The 20640-nt window shown below is 66.6% G+C and carries 21 protein-coding genes; 9 read left to right on the top strand and 12 right to left on the bottom strand.

Annotated features, from left to right (window positions below; genetic code table 11):
• Nucleotides 1–5 precede the first annotated feature (5 nt).
• A complete protein-coding gene (locus tag MKK88_RS14080; protein WP_244000659.1) occupies nucleotides 6–1514 on the top strand; it encodes a TonB-dependent receptor in 1509 nt (502 codons plus the stop codon).
• A gap of 157 nt (nucleotides 1515–1671) precedes the next feature.
• Here MKK88_RS14080 and MKK88_RS14075 read toward each other — a convergent pair whose 3' ends face one another.
• Nucleotides 1672–3348: a glycosyltransferase gene (locus MKK88_RS14075; protein ID WP_244000657.1), complete on the bottom strand. Its 1677-nt coding sequence runs from the start codon at nucleotides 3346–3348 to the stop codon at nucleotides 1672–1674.
• A 1209-nt stretch (nucleotides 3349–4557) separates the two neighbouring features.
• Entirely contained in the window at nucleotides 4558–5433 is an 876-nt protein-coding gene (locus MKK88_RS14070) for an ATP-binding protein (protein WP_244000655.1), read from the bottom strand.
• A gap of 167 nt (nucleotides 5434–5600) precedes the next feature.
• Between MKK88_RS14070 and MKK88_RS14065 the strand changes: the two genes are divergently transcribed.
• The 5 genes from MKK88_RS14065 (at nucleotide 5601) to MKK88_RS14045 (ending at nucleotide 9336) form a co-directional block, all read left to right on the top strand.
• Nucleotides 5601–6044: an OsmC family protein gene (locus tag MKK88_RS14065; RefSeq protein ID WP_244000653.1), complete on the top strand. Its 444-nt coding sequence runs from the start codon at nucleotides 5601–5603 to the stop codon at nucleotides 6042–6044.
• A 78-nt stretch (nucleotides 6045–6122) separates the two neighbouring features.
• Nucleotides 6123–6485 (top strand): YybH family protein, encoded by a 363-nt coding sequence (locus MKK88_RS14060; protein ID WP_244000651.1) that lies wholly within the window; start codon nucleotides 6123–6125, stop codon nucleotides 6483–6485.
• An 81-nt stretch (nucleotides 6486–6566) separates the two neighbouring features.
• Nucleotides 6567–7913, top strand: coding sequence for a serine--tRNA ligase (serS, locus tag MKK88_RS14055; protein WP_244000649.1), 1347 nt, complete (start codon nucleotides 6567–6569; stop codon nucleotides 7911–7913).
• Entirely contained in the window at nucleotides 7913–8677 is a 765-nt protein-coding gene (surE, locus tag MKK88_RS14050) for a 5'/3'-nucleotidase SurE (RefSeq protein WP_244000647.1), read from the top strand. Before serS ends, surE begins: the two co-directional genes overlap by 1 nt.
• A 62-nt stretch (nucleotides 8678–8739) precedes the next feature.
• A complete protein-coding gene (locus tag MKK88_RS14045) occupies nucleotides 8740–9336 on the top strand; it encodes a protein-L-isoaspartate O-methyltransferase family protein (protein WP_244000679.1) in 597 nt (198 codons plus the stop codon).
• Here the strand turns inward: MKK88_RS14045 and MKK88_RS14040 are convergent, their stop codons facing one another.
• From MKK88_RS14040 to MKK88_RS14015, 6 genes are all read right to left on the bottom strand, one after another.
• A complete protein-coding gene (locus tag MKK88_RS14040) occupies nucleotides 9337–10215 on the bottom strand; it encodes a phytoene/squalene synthase family protein (protein ID WP_244000645.1) in 879 nt (292 codons plus the stop codon).
• The gene (locus MKK88_RS14035; RefSeq protein WP_244000643.1) at nucleotides 10215–10613 is read right to left on the bottom strand and encodes an Mth938-like domain-containing protein; all 399 of its coding nucleotides are present in this window, start codon (nucleotides 10611–10613) and stop codon (nucleotides 10215–10217) included. Before MKK88_RS14035 ends, MKK88_RS14040 begins: the two co-directional genes overlap by 1 nt.
• A 13-nt stretch (nucleotides 10614–10626) precedes the next feature.
• Nucleotides 10627–11568: a protein translocase subunit SecF gene (gene secF, locus MKK88_RS14030; RefSeq protein WP_244000641.1), complete on the bottom strand. Its 942-nt coding sequence runs from the start codon at nucleotides 11566–11568 to the stop codon at nucleotides 10627–10629.
• A gap of 234 nt (nucleotides 11569–11802) precedes the next feature.
• Nucleotides 11803–13407 carry a protein translocase subunit SecD gene (gene secD, locus MKK88_RS14025; RefSeq protein WP_244000640.1) on the bottom strand — a complete coding sequence of 535 codons (1605 nt, stop codon included), beginning with the start codon at nucleotides 13405–13407 and terminating at the stop codon, nucleotides 11803–11805.
• Between the two features lie 57 nt (nucleotides 13408–13464).
• The gene (yajC, locus tag MKK88_RS14020; protein WP_091719421.1) at nucleotides 13465–13797 is read right to left on the bottom strand and encodes a preprotein translocase subunit YajC; all 333 of its coding nucleotides are present in this window, start codon (nucleotides 13795–13797) and stop codon (nucleotides 13465–13467) included.
• A gap of 132 nt (nucleotides 13798–13929) precedes the next feature.
• The gene (locus MKK88_RS14015) at nucleotides 13930–14811 is read right to left on the bottom strand and encodes an alpha/beta fold hydrolase (RefSeq protein WP_244000638.1); all 882 of its coding nucleotides are present in this window, start codon (nucleotides 14809–14811) and stop codon (nucleotides 13930–13932) included.
• A 123-nt stretch (nucleotides 14812–14934) separates the two neighbouring features.
• Between MKK88_RS14015 and MKK88_RS14010 the strand changes: the two genes are divergently transcribed.
• A complete protein-coding gene (locus tag MKK88_RS14010) occupies nucleotides 14935–15339 on the top strand; it encodes a YidB family protein (RefSeq protein ID WP_244000636.1) in 405 nt (134 codons plus the stop codon).
• 1 nt (nucleotide 15340) lies between these two features.
• Here the strand turns inward: MKK88_RS14010 and MKK88_RS14005 are convergent, their stop codons facing one another.
• Nucleotides 15341–15601: a hypothetical protein gene (locus tag MKK88_RS14005; protein WP_244000634.1), complete on the bottom strand. Its 261-nt coding sequence runs from the start codon at nucleotides 15599–15601 to the stop codon at nucleotides 15341–15343.
• Between the two features lie 152 nt (nucleotides 15602–15753).
• On the opposite strand from MKK88_RS14005, the gene MKK88_RS14000 reads away from it, so the two are divergent.
• Complete coding sequence (locus tag MKK88_RS14000; protein WP_244000632.1) at nucleotides 15754–16107, top strand: YidB family protein; 354 nt, start codon at nucleotides 15754–15756, stop codon at nucleotides 16105–16107.
• A 62-nt stretch (nucleotides 16108–16169) separates the two neighbouring features.
• On the opposite strand, the gene MKK88_RS13995 is transcribed toward MKK88_RS14000, so the two are convergent.
• Entirely contained in the window at nucleotides 16170–17696 is a 1527-nt protein-coding gene (locus MKK88_RS13995; protein WP_244000630.1) for a peptidoglycan DD-metalloendopeptidase family protein, read from the bottom strand.
• A gap of 191 nt (nucleotides 17697–17887) precedes the next feature.
• On the opposite strand from MKK88_RS13995, the gene MKK88_RS13990 reads away from it, so the two are divergent.
• Nucleotides 17888–18436 carry a GNAT family N-acetyltransferase gene (locus MKK88_RS13990; RefSeq protein ID WP_244000628.1) on the top strand — a complete coding sequence of 183 codons (549 nt, stop codon included), beginning with the start codon at nucleotides 17888–17890 and terminating at the stop codon, nucleotides 18434–18436.
• 314 nt (nucleotides 18437–18750) lie between these two features.
• Here MKK88_RS13990 and MKK88_RS13985 read toward each other — a convergent pair whose 3' ends face one another.
• A complete protein-coding gene (locus tag MKK88_RS13985; RefSeq protein WP_244000626.1) occupies nucleotides 18751–19062 on the bottom strand; it encodes a hypothetical protein in 312 nt (103 codons plus the stop codon).
• 274 nt (nucleotides 19063–19336) lie between these two features.
• Nucleotides 19337–20614, bottom strand: coding sequence for a porin (locus MKK88_RS13980; RefSeq protein ID WP_244000625.1), 1278 nt, complete (start codon nucleotides 20612–20614; stop codon nucleotides 19337–19339).
• Nucleotides 20615–20640 lie beyond the last annotated feature (26 nt).

Here is a 20640-nt window from a genome sequence, read left to right as displayed (position 1 = left end):
TCGGTGTGCGGATCAACGCCGCGGGCCTCGGCGGCGAGACGCCGATCGACCACACCGGCCAGCGCAACGCCGCCGGCTCGCTCGGCCTCGACTACGCCGGCGAGCGGCTCCGCCTCTCGGCGGACGTGATCGTCCAGCACGACGCCTATGACAGCCAGACGCGGGGCGGCCAGCCGGACAGGCGTCTGATCCGCATCCCGCGGGCGCCCAACCCGCGCCGCAACCTGTCCCAGGACTACGATTTCTCCCGCGCCGACAGCCTCACCGGCTTGGGCCGCGCGGAATACGACCTCACTCCAGACATCACGCTGTTCGGCGCCCTAGGTGCCAACAGCTTCACCTATGCCAAGCGGGAGAACCCGGCCTTCACGCTGCTCGACGAGACCGGCTTGGCGCGATCGAACTCCGTGTTCCAGACCGGGGATACCGCCGCGATCTCGGGCGAGGCGGGGGCGCGGGCCCGGTTCGAGACCGGCGGAATCCGCCACGAGGCGGCGGTCACCCCGACCGCCCTCGACCAATCCCTGTCGCTGGGCCAGATCACCGCCCCGGACTACATCACCAATATCTACGCGCCGGCGCGACGGCTTTCACCCGGTCAGCCCAAGAACTTCCCCGCCACCTTCCCCCGGGGCCGGGCAAGCTACAACCGGCTGACCAGCTACGGCGTCGCCGACACGATGACCTTCGCCGATGGGCTGGTGGCGCTGCTGGTCGGAGTCCGGCGGCAGGAGATCGACGCCGGCAATTACGCACCCGTGACGGGTCGAGTGAGTTCCGCCTACGACCGGAGCGCGACGACTCCGGCCTTCGGCCTTGTGCTGCGGCCGACTCAGGTCCTGTCGCTCTACGCTAACAGAGTCGAGGGCCTGACCGCATTGCGGGCGCCGAGCACGGCGGCCAACGTCAACGAAGTGTTCGCCCCGGCCCGGACCCGGCAATACGAGATCGGCGCGAAGCTCGATTTCCAGACCTTCGGCGTGACGCTGGCAGCCTTCGAGATCACCAACCCGGCGGGCAACACCGACGCCATGACCAACCGGTTCGGCCCCGGCGGCATTCAGCGCAACCGCGGATTTGAGGGGAGCGTCTTCGGCGAAGTCCTGCCGGATCTCCGCGTCATCGCAGGCGTGACGCTCCTGGACGCCCGCTGGGCGAAGTCGCCGGGCGGCACCTACGACGACAGTCCGGCCACGGGCGCGCCGCGCGTCCAGGCGACCACCGGGCTCGAATGGGACCTGCCGTTCCTGCGTGGGCTGACGGGAACCGCGACGGCGGTTTATACCGGCGCATCCTATGCGGGGAGCGCCGCTACGGGTCCGAAGACGATCCCGGGCTGGACGTCAGTCGATCTCTGTCTGCGCTACGCGACGGTTTTAGGCGACAAGCCCGTCACACTGCGGGCGAGCGTGAGCAACATCGCCGACAGCCACTATTGGATCGCCAACCCGAACGGTGCCCTGATCCTCGGGGCGCCACGCACGGTCTGGCTGTCGGCCTCGATCGATTATTGAGAGCGCCGTGCGCGGAAGGGGAGATCGAAACGGCGCAGGAGGGCTCGTCGGCCTGAAGCCGCCCCGTCTGCGCCGAGCCTATGTCCAATTCGGCGACGCAAGCTCTCGGTTTTGGGCCGCGAATGATCGCGGCTCCACCCCTTCGCGGGCTTGAGGCCTACGTCTTGACTGTTCCATGCAGTAAAAACGAGTCTTGATCAGGCGCGGCAATTCCTTCCAGCGATCTCAGATCTTCGCGCTTACCATCCCAATTGCATGTTTGCATTGCATAACCCAAATCGTCGAGCGTTTGCAGAAGCGTTATGATCGGTGTCCCGCGGGCATAGGCTCCGTGCGTGTAGCAATTGATGATCAGCTCCGGTTTGTAAGTCGCGATGGTCCGCCTTGATCCTTGAACGATACGCGCTTCATAGGATGGCTCATCGATAAAAATTGCCGTTGGAATATGCTCAGGATTTTTCTCGATGTATTGATCCAGTGATATCGTTTTTACTTTCTCGGTCCTTGCACCAGCTGAGTCTCCACGGATGACGTGATTATTTGGGCTGAACCACGTCTCCCTTTCCTCATCATCGAAAACAGCGTTGACCACCGACGCGCGATCGATTTTATTATAAGTTATAGTATTTCGGACACACTCCATCATCTTCTTGGATCGATTGAAAAAGCGGACCGTAGCCCCATTATTTGCGCACAGATATCCGAAGAAGCCGAGATCTCTGGCGATATCGAAAACACAACCACCCCTCCTGGCCGCGTTCAACGCCAAATCATGTTTCGCGGGAGCGTAATGTCTGAGTGTCGCAAATCGATGGATAAACTGCCGGGGAATTTCCCACGTCTCCGCCGGGTGTGAGATCGCGACCGTCGTGCCGGCGATCGACATCGGCGTGACCAGCGCGTAGGGCTCGCTCTCCGCACGGGATCTCCGGACTGACGTCACCCGTGTCAGCGGAGCTGCGGCATCGGCGGCAAGCCGACGCCGGCCCCGCGGCGCAGCAGCTACGGCAGCATCGATCACCCTGCTCCAGCGCTCCCGAAACAAGGCGGCACTATTCATTTTCAGAATCGCGTCGCGGCCGCGCAGAGACAGGTCTTTGGCGACACGCTTGTCGTGATTAAGATACTCGACGGCCTCCTTGCAGGAGTTATAGTCCCCTTCATCATAAAGAACGATATTGAGCTTATCATCGAAAAGCGCCGGCCAATCCGAATTTCTGGGCGCGATGACGGGACACCCCAGAAGCATGGCCTCTAAGGGCGCGAATGAGATCGGCGCCGCATCCGCCGTCCACAAAAAACCGGCCGCTTTAGAAACCGCATCGCGAAATTCGCCGACGGAATTCAGCACGCCTGCGCTGTGAGGACCGTTACTGGCGCCATAAAGCTTCTTGTTTACGAAATCGAGGGAGTCCCAGAACTTCGAGCCCACACCCCTTTTCGGAGCATAGAACATGTTGACGACATTTATGAAGTCGCTGCCGCCGGGCTCCCAGACCGGATCTCCGAAAACATGGTCGGGAACGAAGTGCTGGATCACCTGAACACATACATGGGAGTAGAATTTAAATTGTATCGGCTGAAAGTGAGAGACACATACAATCGCGGAATTCGAAACATCCTTCACGAATTGCTCGTACGCAACACCATCGTAGATATGCACCCATAAATCCGGCTGCAAGGCCCAATGAGCAATATAAATAATTCGCTCCCGGGGAATTCCGCGCTCTTCCAGCAGGCAGCTGAGCATCGCAAATTCGAGCGGGCCGTGCGCAAGAAAGAGATCATACTCTTCTAAGCGACGCTCCTTTTTCAAGGAGACGTTCGGCAACATGGGCCGATTCCCAGACCAGGAACCTTCAAAGGTCCATTTTATGTCTGGAAAGACGTAGGCCAAAGAATACTGATAAGACGTATGAAATGACGACGAATAGATATGCATTTCCGCACCGAATTTATTCTGGAAGCGTTTTATTGAATCGAAAACATTCGCATGATACGCGTTGAAAACCGTTCAATTGTGTATGAAGCCCTTGATTTACTGGACCTTAATTTCCTGTGAATCGAACGGCTGCTCTCGATCTGATCCGCAAATATTTTCGCTATCGGGCCGCGCTTGCGGGGGCAGAACAGCTTCTGTTGTTGGCCGGCTTGGCGATCAGGCTCAGGCCCGGATCCGCCGGCCTGAAGCCAAGATTTATGATTGCTTGCCGCCTGATACTGAATACTCGAGCTTGAGATACCTGTGAGTTCAAGAACCATTTTGAAGTTTCCGCAAAATAAAACCCAATTCGCGCGGACAGTTTACATCAAATCATGCCCCGTCATATCAAGCTATTTCAAAAAATCGTTTGCCAGTCAACGTCAAGCAGACGCAGCATCACCTGTTCTCGACTCGAGGACCTGATTTTATCTATCTTTAAACAGATGTAATATAGATTCATGCGATAGTCGAGAGGCACTCCTTGCAGCAGCAATGCGATTGGATCCATTCTTCCTGGCGCCTATGAGTATAGACATTTCGACCAGGACCGGATTCGTCAACTCGTTGTCAGCATCGTGAATTTTCCTCGTGCCCGATGACGAAGACGTCACAAGATCTGTGGCGCGCGCTGTCGCCCATCGCCTTGGCGTCGAGTGGCGCGTGATCCGGCAAGACCCGAACCGCGGTGGCGAGCGGAACGGATTGTCATCGGTGGCCGAGCAGCCGAGTGTGGGACCGATCGCGCCGCCGCGTGAAGGGGCGCGGCGTTCTGCAGCTGAGCGAGATGATCGGGAGGCGTTACGATCGCCGGACGATCCGCAACGGATGGCGGCCGATCTGTGTATCGTCAGACATCATCGTCAGCAGCCGATTGCCCAGCCAGCTGTCTAACTCACTCTCTTCGCGACGTTGACTGTACAATCGGCACCGCGCGCACCACCCTTCGGTGGACGCGTCCAACCCGAATGACGGTTCGATCGCGCCCGTCACGGATTATCGGGGGTTCACGGGGCAGAACGCCGCCGCGATCTTATGGTCTCGCATGCTCTGGACACGCGCTCAGTCCAGCGTCTTGCCAAGCCGCCCCGCGAGATCCTGGATGTACTGGAATGCGGTGCGGCCCGAGCGGGAGCCGCGGGTCGTGGCCCATTCGAGGGCTTCCGCCCGCAGCGTCTCAGGCGGCACGTCGAGGCGATAGCGCTCCGTGTAGGCACGGATCATCGCCAGGTACTCGTCCTGGCTGCATTTGTGGAAGCCGAGCCACAGGCCGAACCGGTCCGACAGCGAGACCTTCTCCTCCACCGCCTCGCCGGGGTTGATCGCGGTCGAGCGCTCGTTCTCCATCATGTCGCGGGCGAGGAGATGCCGGCGGTTGGACGTCGCATAGAACAGCACGTTCCCGGGCCGCCCCTCGATGCCACCGTCGAGGGCGGTCTTGAGCGACTTGTACGAGGTGTCGTCGGCATCGAACGAGAGATCGTCGCAGTAGACGAGCCAGCGGTGCGGGTCCGGCCGCAACAGGGCCATCAGGTCCGGCAGGGCCTCGATATCCTCGCGGTGGATCTCCACGAGCTTCATCGGCAGCGATCCGGCTGGCCGCCGGGCGTTGATCTCGGCATGGGCCGCCTTGACGAGCGACGACTTGCCCATGCCCCGGGCCCCCCACAGCAGGGCGTTGTTGGCCGGCAGGCCGCGGGCGAAGCGCTCGGTGTTCTCCACCAGGGTATCCCGGGCCCGGTCGATGCCGGTCAGCAGCCGCATCTCCACGCGGGCCACCTCGGGCACTGGGGTGAGCCGACGCTCGGGCCCCCATAGGAAGGCGTCGGCGGCGTTCGGGTCGAAGGCCGGCGGGGCCGGGGGCGCGGCCCGCTCCAGCGCGGTGGCGATGCGCTCCAAGAGCGGCATCAGGGCGTCGAGGGTCGGGGCGCTCGTCATCGGATCGCGGGGTTCGGGTTCGCGGAGGTCAGAAGGCCGCTTCTACGGGGAAGATCGGGGGAAAGCATCCGGTTGCAGATGCATGGCGTGGCCGCCCGAACAGGCGCGATGATCGGGCGTTGGTTCGTTCGGTGGGTCGAGGCACGCGCCCCCGCTGGAGGGGAAGAATGGACGCGGGACCGACGATCCGGATTACCCAGGTCGACGCTTACGTCTTCACGGTCGATTTTGGCGCCGTGCTGCCGGCCCTCATGACCGACGAGGCCCCCCCGATCGGCGGCGGGACCGGGCCGTTCCCCGAGCAGATCCTGATCTCCGGCGTCGCGAACTGCCTCTGCGCCAGCCTGGTCTTCGCCCTCGGAAAGTTCCGGCAGGATGCGCAGGGCGTCGCCGCCGAGGCGCAATGCCGGGTCGAGCGCAACGCCGAGGGCCGCCTGCGCATCACCGGGATCGACGTGCGGATCGGCCTGGGCGCGACCGCCGCCGAGATGCCGCGGATCGACCGGGTGCTGGAGCAATTCGAGCGGTTCTGCACCGTTTCGGAGAGCGTGAAGGCCGGGATCCCGGTCTCCGTCTCGGTGACGGATCGCCACGGAACCCGCCTGAAATGAGCCCGCCCGCGGAAAGATTGGCCGCCCGGCGCATTCTTGCAACGCCAACCGGTCGACCGAACCGGAGGAGGAAACGCCATGTCGGATACCCATGAGGCCGCCCGCGCCCCCGAAACGCTGGCCGAACTGTTCAACCAGCGCGCCAATGCGGGCGATGTCGAAGGCCTCGTCGCCCTCTATGAGCCCGACGCAGTGCTGGCGGCGGGCCGCGTGGTGGCCACCGGCCATGCCGAGATCCGCAGCTTCTACACCGACCTGCTGGCGCGCAAATCCGACTTCCCAAGCCCTGAGACCCTGCCGCCCCTGCGCACCGGGGCGCTCGCCATGACCTTCGCCCGGCTGCCCAAGAACGCCTTCTCGGTGGAGGTCGCCCGGGAGCAGCCCGACGGGACGTGGCTCTGGGTGATCGACCAGCTCAAGCTAGCGCCGCCGAAGGACTGAGCCGCGCTTGTCCCACCGGACGCGATGCGGCAAAGCGGGGCGCGCGCGCTCAACGCTGCGCCCAAGGCCCGAGCCGACTCGATGCACGACATCCGCGCCATCCGGGAGAACCCGGACGCCTTCGACCGCGACCTCGCCCGCCGGGGCCTCGCGCCGCTCTCGGCCGCGCTGATCGCCCTCGATGAGGCGCGGAAGGCGTCGGTCTCGGCCGCGCAGGCCAACCAGGAGCGCCGCAACGCGCTCGCCAAGGAGATCGGCGGCGCCAAGAAGGCCAGGGACGAGGCCCGCGCCGCCGCCCTGATGGCGGAGGTCGCGGAACTCAAGGCGGCCGAGCCGGAGCTGAAGGCCGCGCAGGAGGCGGCCGACACGGCTCTGTTCGACCGGCTTGCCGCGATCCCCAACCGACCGAAGGCCGACGTGCCCGAGGGCGCCGACGAGCACGGCAACGTCCTCTATCGCAGCCATGCTTCCGCCCGCGAGCGGCTGACCGAGGGACGGGAGCATTTCGAGCTCGGCGAGGCCGCAGGCCTGATGGATTTCGAGGCGGCGGCCAAGCTGTCCGGCTCGCGCTTCGTGGTGCTCAAGGGCCAGCTCGCCCGGCTGGAGCGGGCGCTCGGCCAGTTCATGGTCGACCTGCACACGCAGGAGCATGGGTATCTGGAAGTGGCGCCGCCGGTGCTGGTGCGCGACGCCGCCATGTTCGGTACGGCGCAGCTGCCGAAATTCGAGGACGACCAGTTCTCGGTCTTCAAGGGACTCGATTACGTCAAGTCGCTTCAGGGACAAGCGGGTGCGGAGTCGGCGCCGGTCAGCGACGAGCATTTCTGGCTCGTCCCCACCGCCGAGGTGCCGCTGACGAACCTCGTCCGCGAGTCGATCCTCCGCGAGGAGGAACTCCCCGTGCGTTTCACCGCGCTCACCCCCTGCTTCCGGGCCGAGGCCGGCGCGGCGGGGCGGGACACCCGCGGCATGCTGCGCCAGCACCAGTTCAGCAAGGTCGAGCTGGTCTCGATCACAACACCCGAGGAATCCGCCAACGAGCACGAGCGGATGCTCACTTGCGCCGAGGCGGTGCTGAAGAAGCTGGATCTGCCCTACCGGGTGATGACCCTCTGCACCGGCGACATGGGCTTCGCCAGCCAGAAGACCTACGACATCGAGGTCTGGGTGCCGGGCCAGCGCACCCACCGCGAGATCTCCTCGTGCTCGGTCTGCGGCGACTTCCAGGCGCGGCGGATGAACGCCCGGTACCGGGGCAAGGACGGCAAGCCGGCCTTCGTCCACACCCTCAACGGCTCGGGCGTAGCGGTCGGCCGCGCGCTCATCGCCGTGATGGAGAACTATCAGAACCCGGACGGGAGCATCACGGTCCCGTCGGTGCTCCACCCCTATATGGGCGGGCTCAACCGGATCGAAGGCCCTCGCTGATGCGCATCCTGGTCACCAACGACGACGGCATCCACGCGCCGGGCCTCGCCACCCTGGAGGAGATCGCCCGCGCGTTGTCGGACGACGTCTGGGTGGTGGCTCCGGAGAGCGATCAGTCCGGTGTGTCGCACTCGCTGTCGCTGAACGACCCGCTGCGGCTGCGGCAGGTCTCGGAGCAGCGCTTCGCCGTGAAAGGCACGCCGTCCGACTGCGTGATCCTGGGCGTGCGCCACATCCTGGGCGATCACGGTCCGGATCTCGTCCTGTCGGGGGTGAACCGCGGCCAGAACGTCGCCGAGGACGTGACCTATTCCGGCACGATCGCGGCCGCCATGGAGGGGACGATCCTGGGCATCCGCTCGATCGCCTTGAGCCAGGCCTACGGGGCGGGGGGGCGCGGCGCGCTCAAGTGGGATTGCGCGCGGACGCACGGGCCGAAAGTCATCAAAAAAATCCTGGAGACCGGGATCGAGCCCGGCATCCTGATCAACGTGAACTTCCCGGATTGCGAACCGGCCGACGTGCAGGGCATCGCGGTGGCGGCGCAGGGGTTCCGCAATCAGGCCCTGCTGTCGATCGACGCCCGGGTCGACGGGCGCGGCAACCCGTATTTCTGGCTGGCCTTCGCCAAGGCCCGATTCGAGCCGGGCCACGGCTCGGATCTCAAGGCCATCGCCGAGAAGCGGATCTCGGTGACGCCCCTGCGCCTGGACCTCACCGACGAGCCGACCCTGACGCGTTTCGCGCAGGCGTTCGCGGAGTGATTGAACGGCCATCGATCGATCTGGGCAGCCTGGAGGCGGCGGCCGGGAACGCGGCCTTCGTGATGGCGCTCCGGGGCCGGGGTCTGCGCGATACCGCGGTGCTCCGGGCGATGGAGCAGGTGCCACGGGAGGCCTTCGCGCCGCCGCAATACCGGGAACACGCTAGGCGGGACATCGCCCTGCCGCTGCCTTGCGGTGCCTCCATGACGGCGCCGTCCACGGTGGCGGTGATGCTGGCGCTGCTGCGTGTCGGGCCGGGCCACCGGGTGCTCGAGATCGGCACCGGCTCAGGCTACGTCACGTCGCTTCTCGCCCGCCTCGGAGCGAGTGCGGTGCTGAGCCTGGAGCGCTCCGTCACCCTTGCCGTCGAGGCGACGCGGCGGCTCGCGGCGCTGCCGGAGGCGCATGTCGTCCGAGCGGATGGCTTAGCCCCGGAGCTGCCGGATGGCGGCTTCGACCGCATCCTCGTCCACGGCAGCGTGGAGGCGATCCCGCCGCATTGGCGCGCGGCACTCGAACCGGGTGGAAGGCTGGTGACGGGCCTCAGCGGCGGCGACCTGTGCCAGGCTGCCGTCCTGACCTCACCGGAAGCCGAGGCAGAGGTCGGCGCGTCGGTCCGTTTGGCAGCGCTGGTGCCGGGGTTGGCGCGGGTTCTCTGACTATCCGATCCGCCGCGCCGCCCGCCACAGGCGCCATAGCCGGCGCCAGCGCGGCAGTTCCACGAGCGTGTTGAGCGGGTCGTAGGACGCCCGTTCCATGGCGGCGAGATAGGGTTCCACCAGAGTCACCGGCAGGAAGGCGGCCCCGGCCGAGGGCGCAACGGTCGGGCGCGCGGCCTCGAAGGCCGTGAGGTGCTGCCGGGCGAGGTCGCGCAGGTCGGCGCAAGCCCGGCGCAGGCCCGGCCCGCCGCGGCCCGTGACGATGTCCTCGCGGGTGACGCCGTAGCGGTTCAGGATGTCGGCCGGCAGGTAGACCTGACCCGAACGGGCGTGCCAGGGCAGGGCGCGCAACAATCCGGTGATCCCGTACGCCACCCCGGCATGCCCGGCCGCCCCCGCGCCGCCCGGCTCGGTGCCGTTACCGATCACGAGGCTCGCCAGCCGGAACAGCGCCGAGGCGGTCTCGCCGCAATAGCCCTCCAGGTCATTCACCCGGGGCATCGGATCCTCATAGAGGTCGAACACCCGGGCGTCGATCAGGTCGACGAAGGGCTGGCGCCCCAATCGGTTCACCCGGATCGCCTCCTCCAGGGCGGCCGCCACCGGGTTGGCGCGGACGTCGCCCCGCGCCTCGCCCTGCAGCGCGTCGCGCCACCATTGCAGGCGGATCTCCCCAGCCATCGGAGCCGAGACGGCCTCGCGCACCCGGGCGATCGTCAACGAGAAAGCGTAGAGCGCGAAGAGATGGGGGCGGGCCGCGGTCGGGGCGAAGAGCGTGGCGTAGTAGCGGTCCGGATCGCCGGCCCGCACGAGTTCCTCGCAGTGGGACTGGGCGAAGGCGAGCCCGGTCTCGGCGGCTTGGCCCTCGACTTCCGGCATCAGGCCACCGCGATCAGCGCAGCCGCGACCTTGCGGTTCTCGGCCACCAGGATGTTGTAGGTGCGTGCGGCCGCCCCGGTCTGCATCACGTCGAGTCCGACGCCGAAATCCTTCAGCCAACCGCGGAGAGCCGGATCGATCGCCGCGATGTCGAGGCCGGTGCCCACGAGCAGCAGTTCGATGTCGCCAGCCTCGGCTTGGACCGGGCGCAGCGCCGTCCGGTCGATCCCCTTCGGCCCCGTCACCTCCCAGGCGCGCACGCCCGAAGGCAGCATCAGGATCGAGCCGCGATGCGACATCCCGGCGAAGCGGAAGCCGCCATTGCCGTAGGTGTCGATGATGTGGCGCCCCGGCACGAAGCCGGAGTCGAAGGTTTTCAGATTCGGCTGATCGGCCATCTCGGAAAAAAGACTATTCCGCCGGTTGCGGGACGCCGGACCGCTCGGACGCCGCGCGGGCGCCCGAGAGCATCAGCCCCAGATAGATCAACACCGGAGTCGAGATGAAGATCGCCGAGTAGGTGCAGATCAGGACGCCGCAGAGCATCACGGTGGCAAAGCCCTTGATCGCCTCGCCGCCGAACAGGACCAGCGCCAGCAGCGAGAGGGCGGACGAGATCGAGGTCATCACCGTGCGCGACATGGTCGAGTTGATCGACAGGTTGAGGAGATCGACGGTGGGTATGGTCTTGTACCGGCGCATCAGTTCGCGGGTCCGGTCGAACACCACCACGGTCTCGTTCAGCGAGTAGCCCACGATGGTGAGGATCGCCGCAATCGAGGTCATGTTGAACTCGATCCGGGTGATGATGAACACGCCGACCGTCAGCACGATGTCGTGGAGCGTGCCCACGATGGCACCGAGCGCGAGTTCCCGCTCGAACCGGAACCAGAGGTAGAGCAACACCGCCACGACCGAGAGCACGACGCCGAGCGTCCCGGACTGGACGAGCTCCCCGGAGACGCGCGGGCCGACCGTCTCGGTTCGGCGGAAATCGTAATCCGTGTCGAAGGCGGCGTGCGCGTTGTTCATCACCGCGGTCTGGCCCTGCTCGCCGGGCTGGAGCGGCAGGCGGACCAGCACGGTGCCCTGGTTGCCGAGTTCCTGCACCTCCGGCTCGCCGAAGCCGAAGCCCGCCGCCGTATGGCGGATCGCGGCGACATCCGCGGTGCCGGACTTCGCCTGCAGCTCAACCAGGGTACCGCCCTTGAAGTCGATGCCGAAATTCAGGCCGATCGTCAGGAACAGCGCCACCGTGGCGAGCGAGAGCAGCGCCGAGAGCGGAAAGGTGAAGCGCCGGAATCGCATGAAGTCGAAATGCGATTCATCGGGCCAGAGGCGGAGCAGGCGCATGGTCGTGTCTCTTCTACAGGAGCCGCGACGCAAGAAACCGGGGCGCGGGTCCCCTCTCCCGTTCGGGAGAGGGACAGGGTGAGGGTCGAGAACTTTGAGGATGAAGCGCGTCCCGTCGGCGCACGCATCCCGAGCTTGATCCTGGGACTTCTCGTCCCTCACCCCGACCCTCTCCCGCACGGGAGAGGGGGTCCGTCGCGTCGCCCGCGATTCCTGCGTCGACCCTCCAAAAAATCAGAACGGCAGGGCCTTCGGTCGGAAGGTCTTGTACCACACCGCGATCATCATCCGGGTCAGCGTCACCGCCGTGATGACCGTGGTGAGGATGCCGAGGATGAAGACCACGGCGAACCCCTTCACCGGGCCCGAGCCGAGGAAGAACAGGATCAGGGCGGCGATCGCCATGGTCGAGTTCGAGTCGATGATGGTGGCGAACGCCCGGTCGAAGCCCGCCTGGAGCGCCGAGATCAGCGAGCGACCCGCCCGCTGCTCCTCACGCATGCGCTCGTAGATCAGCACGTTGGAATCCACCGCCGTGCCGATGGTGAGCACGATGCCGGCGATACCGGGCAACGTCATGGTGGCCTCGAGCACCGACATCAGGCCCAGGATCAACCCGACATGGACCATGAGGGCGATGTTGGCGATGAAGCCGAAGGTCCCGTAGGTCGCGAACATGAAGCAGACCACGAGGCCCGCCGCCACCAGGGTCGCGAGTTTGCCGGCCTCGATCGAGTCGCGGCCGAGGCCGGGGCCGACGACGCGGCGCTCGACCACGGTGAACTTCGCCGGCAGCGCGCCGGCCCGCAGCAGCACCGCCAGATCATTGGCCTGCTGCACGGTGAAGTTGCCGGTGATCTGGCCGGAGCCGCCGGTGATCGCCGAGCGGATCACCGGGGCCGAGACCACCTCGTTGTCGAGCACGATTGCCATGCGCCGGCCGACATTCTCCGAAGTCGCCTGCCCGAAGCGCTGCGCCCCGCGCAGGTTGAACTTGAAGCTCACCATCGGCTCGTGGGACTGCTGGTCGAAGGAGGGCTGCGCGTCGGTCAGTTCGCCGCCATCGGCCATGACCCGGCGCTCGACCGGCACCTTGGCGCCCTTCTCGTCCTTGGACGGCAGCATATCGACATCGCCCGAGGGGCTGTCGGCGAGCATGCGGAATTCGAGCTTGGCGGTGGAACCGAGGAGCTTCTCCAGGCGCTCGGGATTCTGCTCGCCCGGCACCTGGATCAGGATCCGGTCGGCGCCCTGCTGCTGGATCGAGGGCTCGGTGGTGCCGGTGGAGTCGAGGCGTCGCCGGATGACCTCGATGCCCTGGCTCACGGCCCGCCGGGTCCGGTCGGTGATGCCGGCATCGGTAAGCGTCAGGCGGACGAGGCCGCCGGGCTGCTCGGACACGTCGAGGGTGCGAGCCGCGGTCTGGCCCAGCGAGGTGGTGATCGGCTGCGACAGCTCCTGCAGCTTCGGCAGCGCTTTGGCCCGGGCCGCATCGTCCGCGATCTTCACCTGAACGCCGCGCTGGAGCAGGCCGATGCCCCCGTCGGCCCGGACGTTCTCCTGCTGAAGCACGCGGCGCACGTCGTCGCGCAGGGCCTTGGCCTGGGAGGCGATCAGCTCGTTCTGATCGACCTCAAGCAGGAGTTGCGAGCCGCCCTGAAGGTCGAGGCCGAGTACGATGGCCCGCGTCGGCACCACCCAGCTCGGAAACCAGGAGGGCAGGCTGGCCACGAAGCCCTTGCGCTGCTCGGGTGAGAAGAAGCTCGGCACGGCGAGCATCAGCCCCACCAGGATCAGACCCAGCGTCGCGATGATCTTCGCACGGGAGAAGCGCAGCATCGGCCGTCTTTTTCTCTTGTGGGCCGGCGCGTTACGCCGGCCGTTTCAACCGGGAAATCAGGCGGCCTTCACGGTGCCCTTGGCGCGGACCTCGGAGATCATCGACCGGACGACCCGCACGCGGACGTTCGGGGCGATCTCCACCTCGATCTCGGGCTGATCGTCCGCCGCCTTGGTCACGCGCCCGACGAGGCCGCCATTGGTGACGACCGTGTCGTCCCGGCGCACGGACTTCAGCAAGGTCTGGTGGTCCTTGACCCGCTTCTGCTGCGGCCGCAGGATCAGGAAGTACATGATCACGAAGATCAGAACGAACGGGATCACCTGAAAGGCGATCTCCGCTCCGCCAGCGGCCGTACCGGCCCCTTGCGCGAAGGCGGGGGTGATCAACGAGCGTCTCCTGCAAATGGCGATCGGGCCTGCCGCCGGTTTTCGGCGTGTGCAGACCTGTCGAAAAGCGCGCGGACTATAGCCAGGGGCTTCCCGAAAGCAACGTCGAAGCGCGCCGCGCCCGTATCGGCCTCACAGGAGGGCGCGGACCGCCGCCGCGAAGGCGTCCGGCGCCTCCTGGGGAAAGTTGTGGCCCACCCCCGCGACGATCTCCCGCCGATAGGGGCCGGTGAAGCGGCGGGCATCCGTATCGGTTTCCGGCGGCGGACCGACGCCATCGTCGGCGCCGAGCAGAACGATCGACGGCACCGCGATGTCCGGCTGGGTGGCCAGCCGGGCTTCGATCGCGACGAGGGCCGGATCGCTCGGCACGAGGCCGAAGCGGTGGCGGTAGGAATGCACCACCACATCGACGAAGTCGGGATTGTCGAAGGATCGGGCGGTCTGCGCGAAGGTCGCGGCGTCGAAGCCCCAGCTCGGCGACCAGAGCTGCCAGAGCAAGCGGCAAAAGGCGTCGCGGTTCTGCGCCAGTCCGGCGCGGCCGCGCTCGCCGTGGAGGTAGTACTGATACCAGAGGCGATGCTCCGCCTCCGGAGCGGCGGGCTGCCCGGAGGCCGGGATGTTCTGGATGTTGTAGCCGACGCCGCAGCTCACGAGTCCCTGCGCGCGCTCCGGCCAGAGGGCCGAGACGACGCAGGCCGCCCGGCCGCCCCAATCGTAGCCGGCGAGCACGGCGCACGGGATTTTGAGGGCGTCGAGAAAGGCCAGGAGGTCCGCCCCAAGCGCCGCCTGCTCACCCGAGCGGGGCGTCGCCGGATCGAGGAACCGCGTTGGCCCGTAGCCGCGCAGGTACGGGATCAGGCAGCGCACCCCGGCGGCGGCGAGTCGCTCGGCCGCGACGTCGTAGGCGTGGATGTCGTACGGGAAGCCGTGGAGCAGCACGGCGGGCGGCCCATCCGGCGGTCCGGCTTCCCGGTAGACGACATCCAGCACGCCGGCGCGCACGCTTTTCATGACGGGTCTCGCAATTCTGCGGGCCGCAGCTTACGCGATCCGCCGCGGAATTGCCGCACGCGCTTGCCGGCAGCCTTTCGCGCCCGACTTGTGCCCGGGATGCAAGCGTGACGGGGGAGAATGATGGGCCTGCTCGACGGTGCGAAGAACCTCATCGGCGATATCGCGGCCGCGGTGGATCGGGCCCTGGAAGACACCGGCAGCGGCAAGCTCGCCCTCGCGCTGGCAAAATTTTATCCGGGCGGTCTGGTGGCTTTCCTCGATCGCCTGCGCGAAACCGGCCATGGCGGCGCGGTCGAGTCCTGGCTGTCGGCACAGGCGCAGCCGGACGCACGGCAGGTCGTACCGGCCTCCGCCATCGCGGCGTGCCTGCCGGAGGCTGTCACCGAGCGTCTGGCCTACGATCTCGGCATCCCCGCGGGGCGGGTCGCCACATCCCTCTCGGAGTTCCTGCCGGCCGCGGTGGCGGCGCAGAGCGAGAATGGTGTGCTGAAGCCGCAGCCGAACTTCAGCACCCAGATCCGCTGAGCTACGGGACGGCGCATTTCATCAGCGGCGGCGCGGTGGCGCAACTCAGGTAGCAGCTCTGCTTCTGGAAGCAGAACCAGGACAGCTCGCCGCTCTTGAGGCAGGCACCGCCGCAATGCCGGTAGGTCCCGTAGAGCGGGCGGACGAACACCGCATCGGTGAGGGCACGCTCCTGCGTCATGGGCCGACTGGTCTCGGGCGGAACCGCCAGGGCCGCGCCTGCCCAGAGCGCCAGCAACAGGGATGGGGCGAGGGATTTCATGACCGCGCGACCGGGGAGCGGGAACCGGGTCGGCATTCCGGGCCAAGGCAAAGACGCTGTCGACTAAATTGCGGTTCACGCGTCCCCGCTCTCCCCGCGACGCCGGAGCGCCCTAGACTGAGACTGGACGGATCGGTCGACGGGGGGATCGCATGAGCTTGCTCGACTCACTGGGTGGTGCTTTCGGCGGTTCGCTCGGCCAGATGGCGCTGAAGGCGCTGCCCGGGATCATCCAGCAGGTGCTGCCCGGCGGCCTCAACGCGCTGCTCGACCAGCTCCGTCGCTCCGGTTACGAGAGCCAGGTGAATTCCTGGCTCGGCCGCGGCCCGAACGAGCCGATCACCGCGGACGACCTGCGTAAGGTCCTCGACAACGAGCAGGTTCGCCAAATGGCGCAGAAGCTCGGCATCCCGATGGATCAGCTGTTTCCGACCCTGGCTGAAGCGCTGCCGCAGGCGGTGGATCACCACAGCCCGGACGGTACGCTGGAAGTGCCGAAATCCTGAGGCCAGAAACGAAAACGGCGGCCCCTTCGGGACCGCCGCGCGCTCCGGCCCCGATGGGCCGCTCAGTTGCTGGCGAGCTGAGACATCGGGTCCACCGGGGCGCCGCCCTTGCGGATCTCGAAGTGCAGCTGCGGCGAGGTCACGTTGCCCGATGCACCGGACTTGGCGATCACCTGACCGCGCTTGACCTTGTCGCCGGGCTTCACGTCGAGCTCGCCGTTATGGGCGTAGGCCGAGACGTAGCCGTTGGCGTGGCGCACCAGCACGAGCTTGCCATACCCCTTCACGTCCGAGCCGGCATACGCCACGGTGCCCTCTTCGGCCGCCTTGACGGGCGTGCCCTCCGGTACCGCGATGTTGATGCCCTCGTTGCCGGACGTGCCGTAGCCCGAGATCACCCGGCCCTTGGCGGGCCAGCGGAAGCTCTCGGAGGCCGCAGCGTCGGCGACTGAGCCGGTGGCGGCCGGCTCGGGCTTCGCCGGAGCGACGGGCGCCGCAGCCTTCGGCGTTTCCTTGGCGGCAACCTTCTCGACCTTCTCGGCGGCGGCGGCCTTCTGCGCAGCCTCCTTGGCGGCCTTGGCCTCGGCGAGCTTCTGGGCGGCCTCGGCCTTCGCGGCGGCCTTGGCCTCGGCCTTGGCCTCCATCGCCTTCGCCTCGGCCTTGGCTTTCGCCTCGACCTTGGGATCCGGCTTCTTCGCGTCGGCCGCAGCGACCTGCCCGGGGCGGACGTGACGCGCCTTGTCGTCCGTCTTCGCGTCCACCTTGGCGTCCGCCCTGGCGGCCTCCTTCACGGTCTCCTTGCGGGACTTGGCGTCAGCGACCTTGCGGGCGGCGGCGTCGCGGGCCAGCGCCTCCTTGCGCTCCGCCTCCTTGTCGGCCGCCCGCTTCGTCGCCTCCTTGGCAGCTTCCTTGGCGGCTTCCTTGGCTTCCTCGCGCTTGGCCTCTTCGCGCTTCGCCTCTTCGCGCTTGGCTTCCTTGGCGGCTTCCTCGCGCTTGGCCGCCAGCTTGCCTTCGATCTGCTTGGCGTCCTCGCGCTTCTCCTCCGCGGCCCGGGCGGGGCGGGCGGTCATCGGGGCGGCGGCCGGATTCATGCCGGAGGCGTTGTAGACCGGGATCACGATCTGCCGCCCGGGGGTGATCTGGTTCGCGCTGGTCAGGCCGTTGGCGGCCAGGATCGCCGAGGCGGGAACGCCGTAGCGCGTCGACATCTGGTTCAGGCTGTCGTTCTGCGAGACGGTGATCTGCGTGCCGCCCTGGGCGTTCCAGCCGACCTGTCCGGTCGAGGCCACCCGGGTCGCGGGCGCTGTCGCATGAGCTTGAACCGGCGCCGCGACGCTGGCCGCGCGCGGTGCTCCGGGGGCGCTCAGCGCCTCCGACTGGATCCGGCCGGTACGGACCGGCGGCACGGATTTGAGGCTGCCATCCGGCAGGCTGCCGGTGGCCGATGGCTCCGAATCGAACGGGTTCGAGAACGGATTGCTCAGCCGCGAGGCGTCCGACGAGCAGGCGGCCGCCGCCCCACCAATGATGCCGATGAGGGCGATCCGCGACAGCGTCCGCAACATCCGACCCTTACCGCGCACCCGCATCGACGCACCCGTTTGCCTGACGCAACTTGATGCCCCAATGAAGACGGATTCAGGTTAAGCAACCGTTCCCAGCGCGCGCGGCTGCACGCCCTGCGCGAAGAGTACGGCGATGTTTTCGCCATCTCTGAGGGATGAATGCGGGTGGTGCGGCCGTGCCTTTTCCGTATCGCCCGGCACCCCATCTCGAAGGGATGTTTACCATCCGCGCCAGCCGGGCCAGCCTCAGCGACCTACCCGTGATCGAGACCGCGCGCCTCTCGATCACGGCTTTGCGGCGCGAGGATGCCGAGGCCCTGCGCCGACTCACGGACGACCCGGCGATCACCGCGGCGGTGGATTTCCTGCCGACCCCGTTCACGCTGCAGGACGCTCAGGATCTGATCCAGAGCGGCCGGCGGGGGCAGGACCGCTTCCTGGGCGCCTGGATCCGCGGCGCAGCTGGCGAGACCCGCGGATGCGATCTCGCCGGCCTCGTCGGCGTCGTGGGCACGCATCTGCGCGGGGCGGGCGTGATCGAGATCGGCTACTGGATCGGCGGCGCCGCGCGCGGACGCGGATTCGCGTTCGAGGCGGTCTCCGCGATCATCGGGCTTTTGGCCGGACGTTTCCCCGACCGCACCATCGTGGCGGAGTGCCGCCCCGGCAACGTCGCATCCTGGGGGCTTCTCGAGAAGCTCGGCTTCCGCGACACGGGCGAGGAGGGCCACCGTCCAGGTCGGCGGCTGCTCCGGCGGAGCTAGGGCGCCCTCCATCGAAGTGGACACGGGCTCAGCGCAAGACGGCGCGTCACACCACGGAGGCGGGGCCACGCATGAGGCGCCGCGCAGGGTACCGGGCCGCACCTCGTGGCGCGCCATGGGCTGATCCCACCCGCGCCCCGCACCCTGATGTGACCGCGTCAGCAGGCCCCGGAGAAGGCCTCCAGATGGTCCTCACGCTGAGATGATCGGGTTGGACCGCCGATCGGAGGCTTCCGGCCCTGCGTCATGGATCGTTTGCAACGTCACCGGGCACGGCTTGGCGCCCCCTTGTCGGACCCTGCCGTGCGCTCCGCTCACGCCGCCACGGCGGTCTCGGGGACAGGCGTTTCGACGGCACGGCGCTGCTTCTTCTTCCGCCGCTTGCCGATTGTCAGAGGCGGCTCGTCGCCCGGTATGCGCTCGGCCAGGGCAAATCGGTGCAGCGCGTCCAGCGTCTGATCATCAGGGGATCGGGCCTCGATCAGCGCGTAGAACGCGGCGCGCACGATATCCTTCTTTGACGCTTCGGGATGCTTTTCGCGGACGGCGGCGCGCAGCGCTTTCGGCGTCATACCCGGCACCGCCAGGCTCCAAAGGGTCGCGGACAAAGCCTCCATCGCGGTCATCTCCAAGTTCCCCGGCTTGAACACAGCCGGCGAGGGAAGAGAATTACATGACGGGACCATGACCCATCAAGTGCTCGACGGCACTTTAATCAGACCGTCAAATATTCGAAATACAAAACTTTTCAATATTTCAAATCAAAATCACGCCGATCATGAAGTGTTCGAGATATAACTTGACGCATTTGGTCGATTGGAAATGATCGACAAAAAAGCCCCCGGCCTTGCGGACGGGGGCTTCTCGCGCCCGGCCCAGAGGCCAGGATGTGACGTTTTTTCAGAAGGTGATGCCGGTTTCGACCATGTAGCGGTCCTGGGAGGTTCGATTGCCCGTTCGGCCGAAGCCGGTCCCCAGGGTCCCCTCTGCGATGTTGCCCCGGGTGATATTGCCGAGTTCGACATGCGCATACTCGACCCGGAAGAAGTAGCGGTCGAACGTGAAGGTCGGCGTCACGGTGACCGAGAACGCGTTGCTGCCGGGTCCGAACCCGAGGAGGTTCGGGGTCGTTCCACCCCGCGTGCCGCTCTGCTCGGTGTACTCGACGCGCCCGGCCAGGGAGAAATTGTCGGTGAACGAGTAGGCCGCCAGCAGCGCGCCGCCGTAGGTCGACGCGGAGGCATTAATGCCCACGCGCGGATCCCGCTCAACATTCGTGAACTGGAAGTAAGGCGAGATGATCCACGGACCGTTCGCGTAGGTGTAGTTGATGTCGAAGATGCCGCTGTTCTGCTGGAAGCCGGGCGTCGCGAACTGGTAGCGCGGGCTCCGGTCGAAGGCGTTGGTGCGGCCGAGGTTCAGGCCGCCGTTGACGCCGATCGTGTTGTAGTCGTCGAGCTTATAGGCGACGTTGCCGGTGAACCACGTGATCTCGTTGGAGAAGAAGCCGTCCGTCCCGGCGAGCGACACCGAGAGCGGACCGCTGCTGTAGTTGACCTGCACGCCCTGGTTGATGAAGTTCTCCTGCACGAACAGAAGGCCGCGGTTGATGTTCAGGTTCTGGTAGGTGAACAGCAGCTCGGTGCCGATCAGGGTGAACATCCGTCCGCCCTGGACCGACCACTCGTCGTTGATCTGGATCTTGCCGTAGGCGACCGGGACCGGTCCGAACAGGAGGTCGGTCTGCGTGAAGGTCCCGAGGGTCGGGAATCCGAGCTGCGGGATCGAATATCCGCCCGCCTGGATGTAGAACTGGAACCCACCCTCGGGCTTCTGGATGATGCCCTGGATGTTCGAGAAGTCGAACCGTGCGGCCCGGTCCCGGTCGTTCGGCGCAGCGGGCGTGGAGAAGGACGCGAAGGGATTGGTCTGGACGTACCCGTAGCCGGTGACGGCGCCGCCGACATAGAGGTCGCCGAGCGGGCCAGCGGCGAAGCAGGTCGGGGTCGGGTTGGCCTTGATCACGCCGCCATAGGTCGGGCCCAGCAGCGTCGCCTTGCAGGGCTCCACCGGGGCCGGGACGGGCGCCGGCGCTGGGACCGCAAGGTCAGCGGCCAGGATGCTGGTCGAGGACAGCAGGACAGCGGTGAAGCCGGCTAGGGTGGATCGCGTCAGCATGGAATCGCCGCTCGTTGGTGTTCGCC

The sequence above is a fragment of the Methylobacterium sp. E-005 genome, from assembly GCF_022829725.1.
Taxonomy (GTDB): Bacteria; Pseudomonadota; Alphaproteobacteria; order Rhizobiales; family Beijerinckiaceae; genus Methylobacterium.
This window is presented reverse-complemented; position numbering and strand designations above follow the sequence as displayed.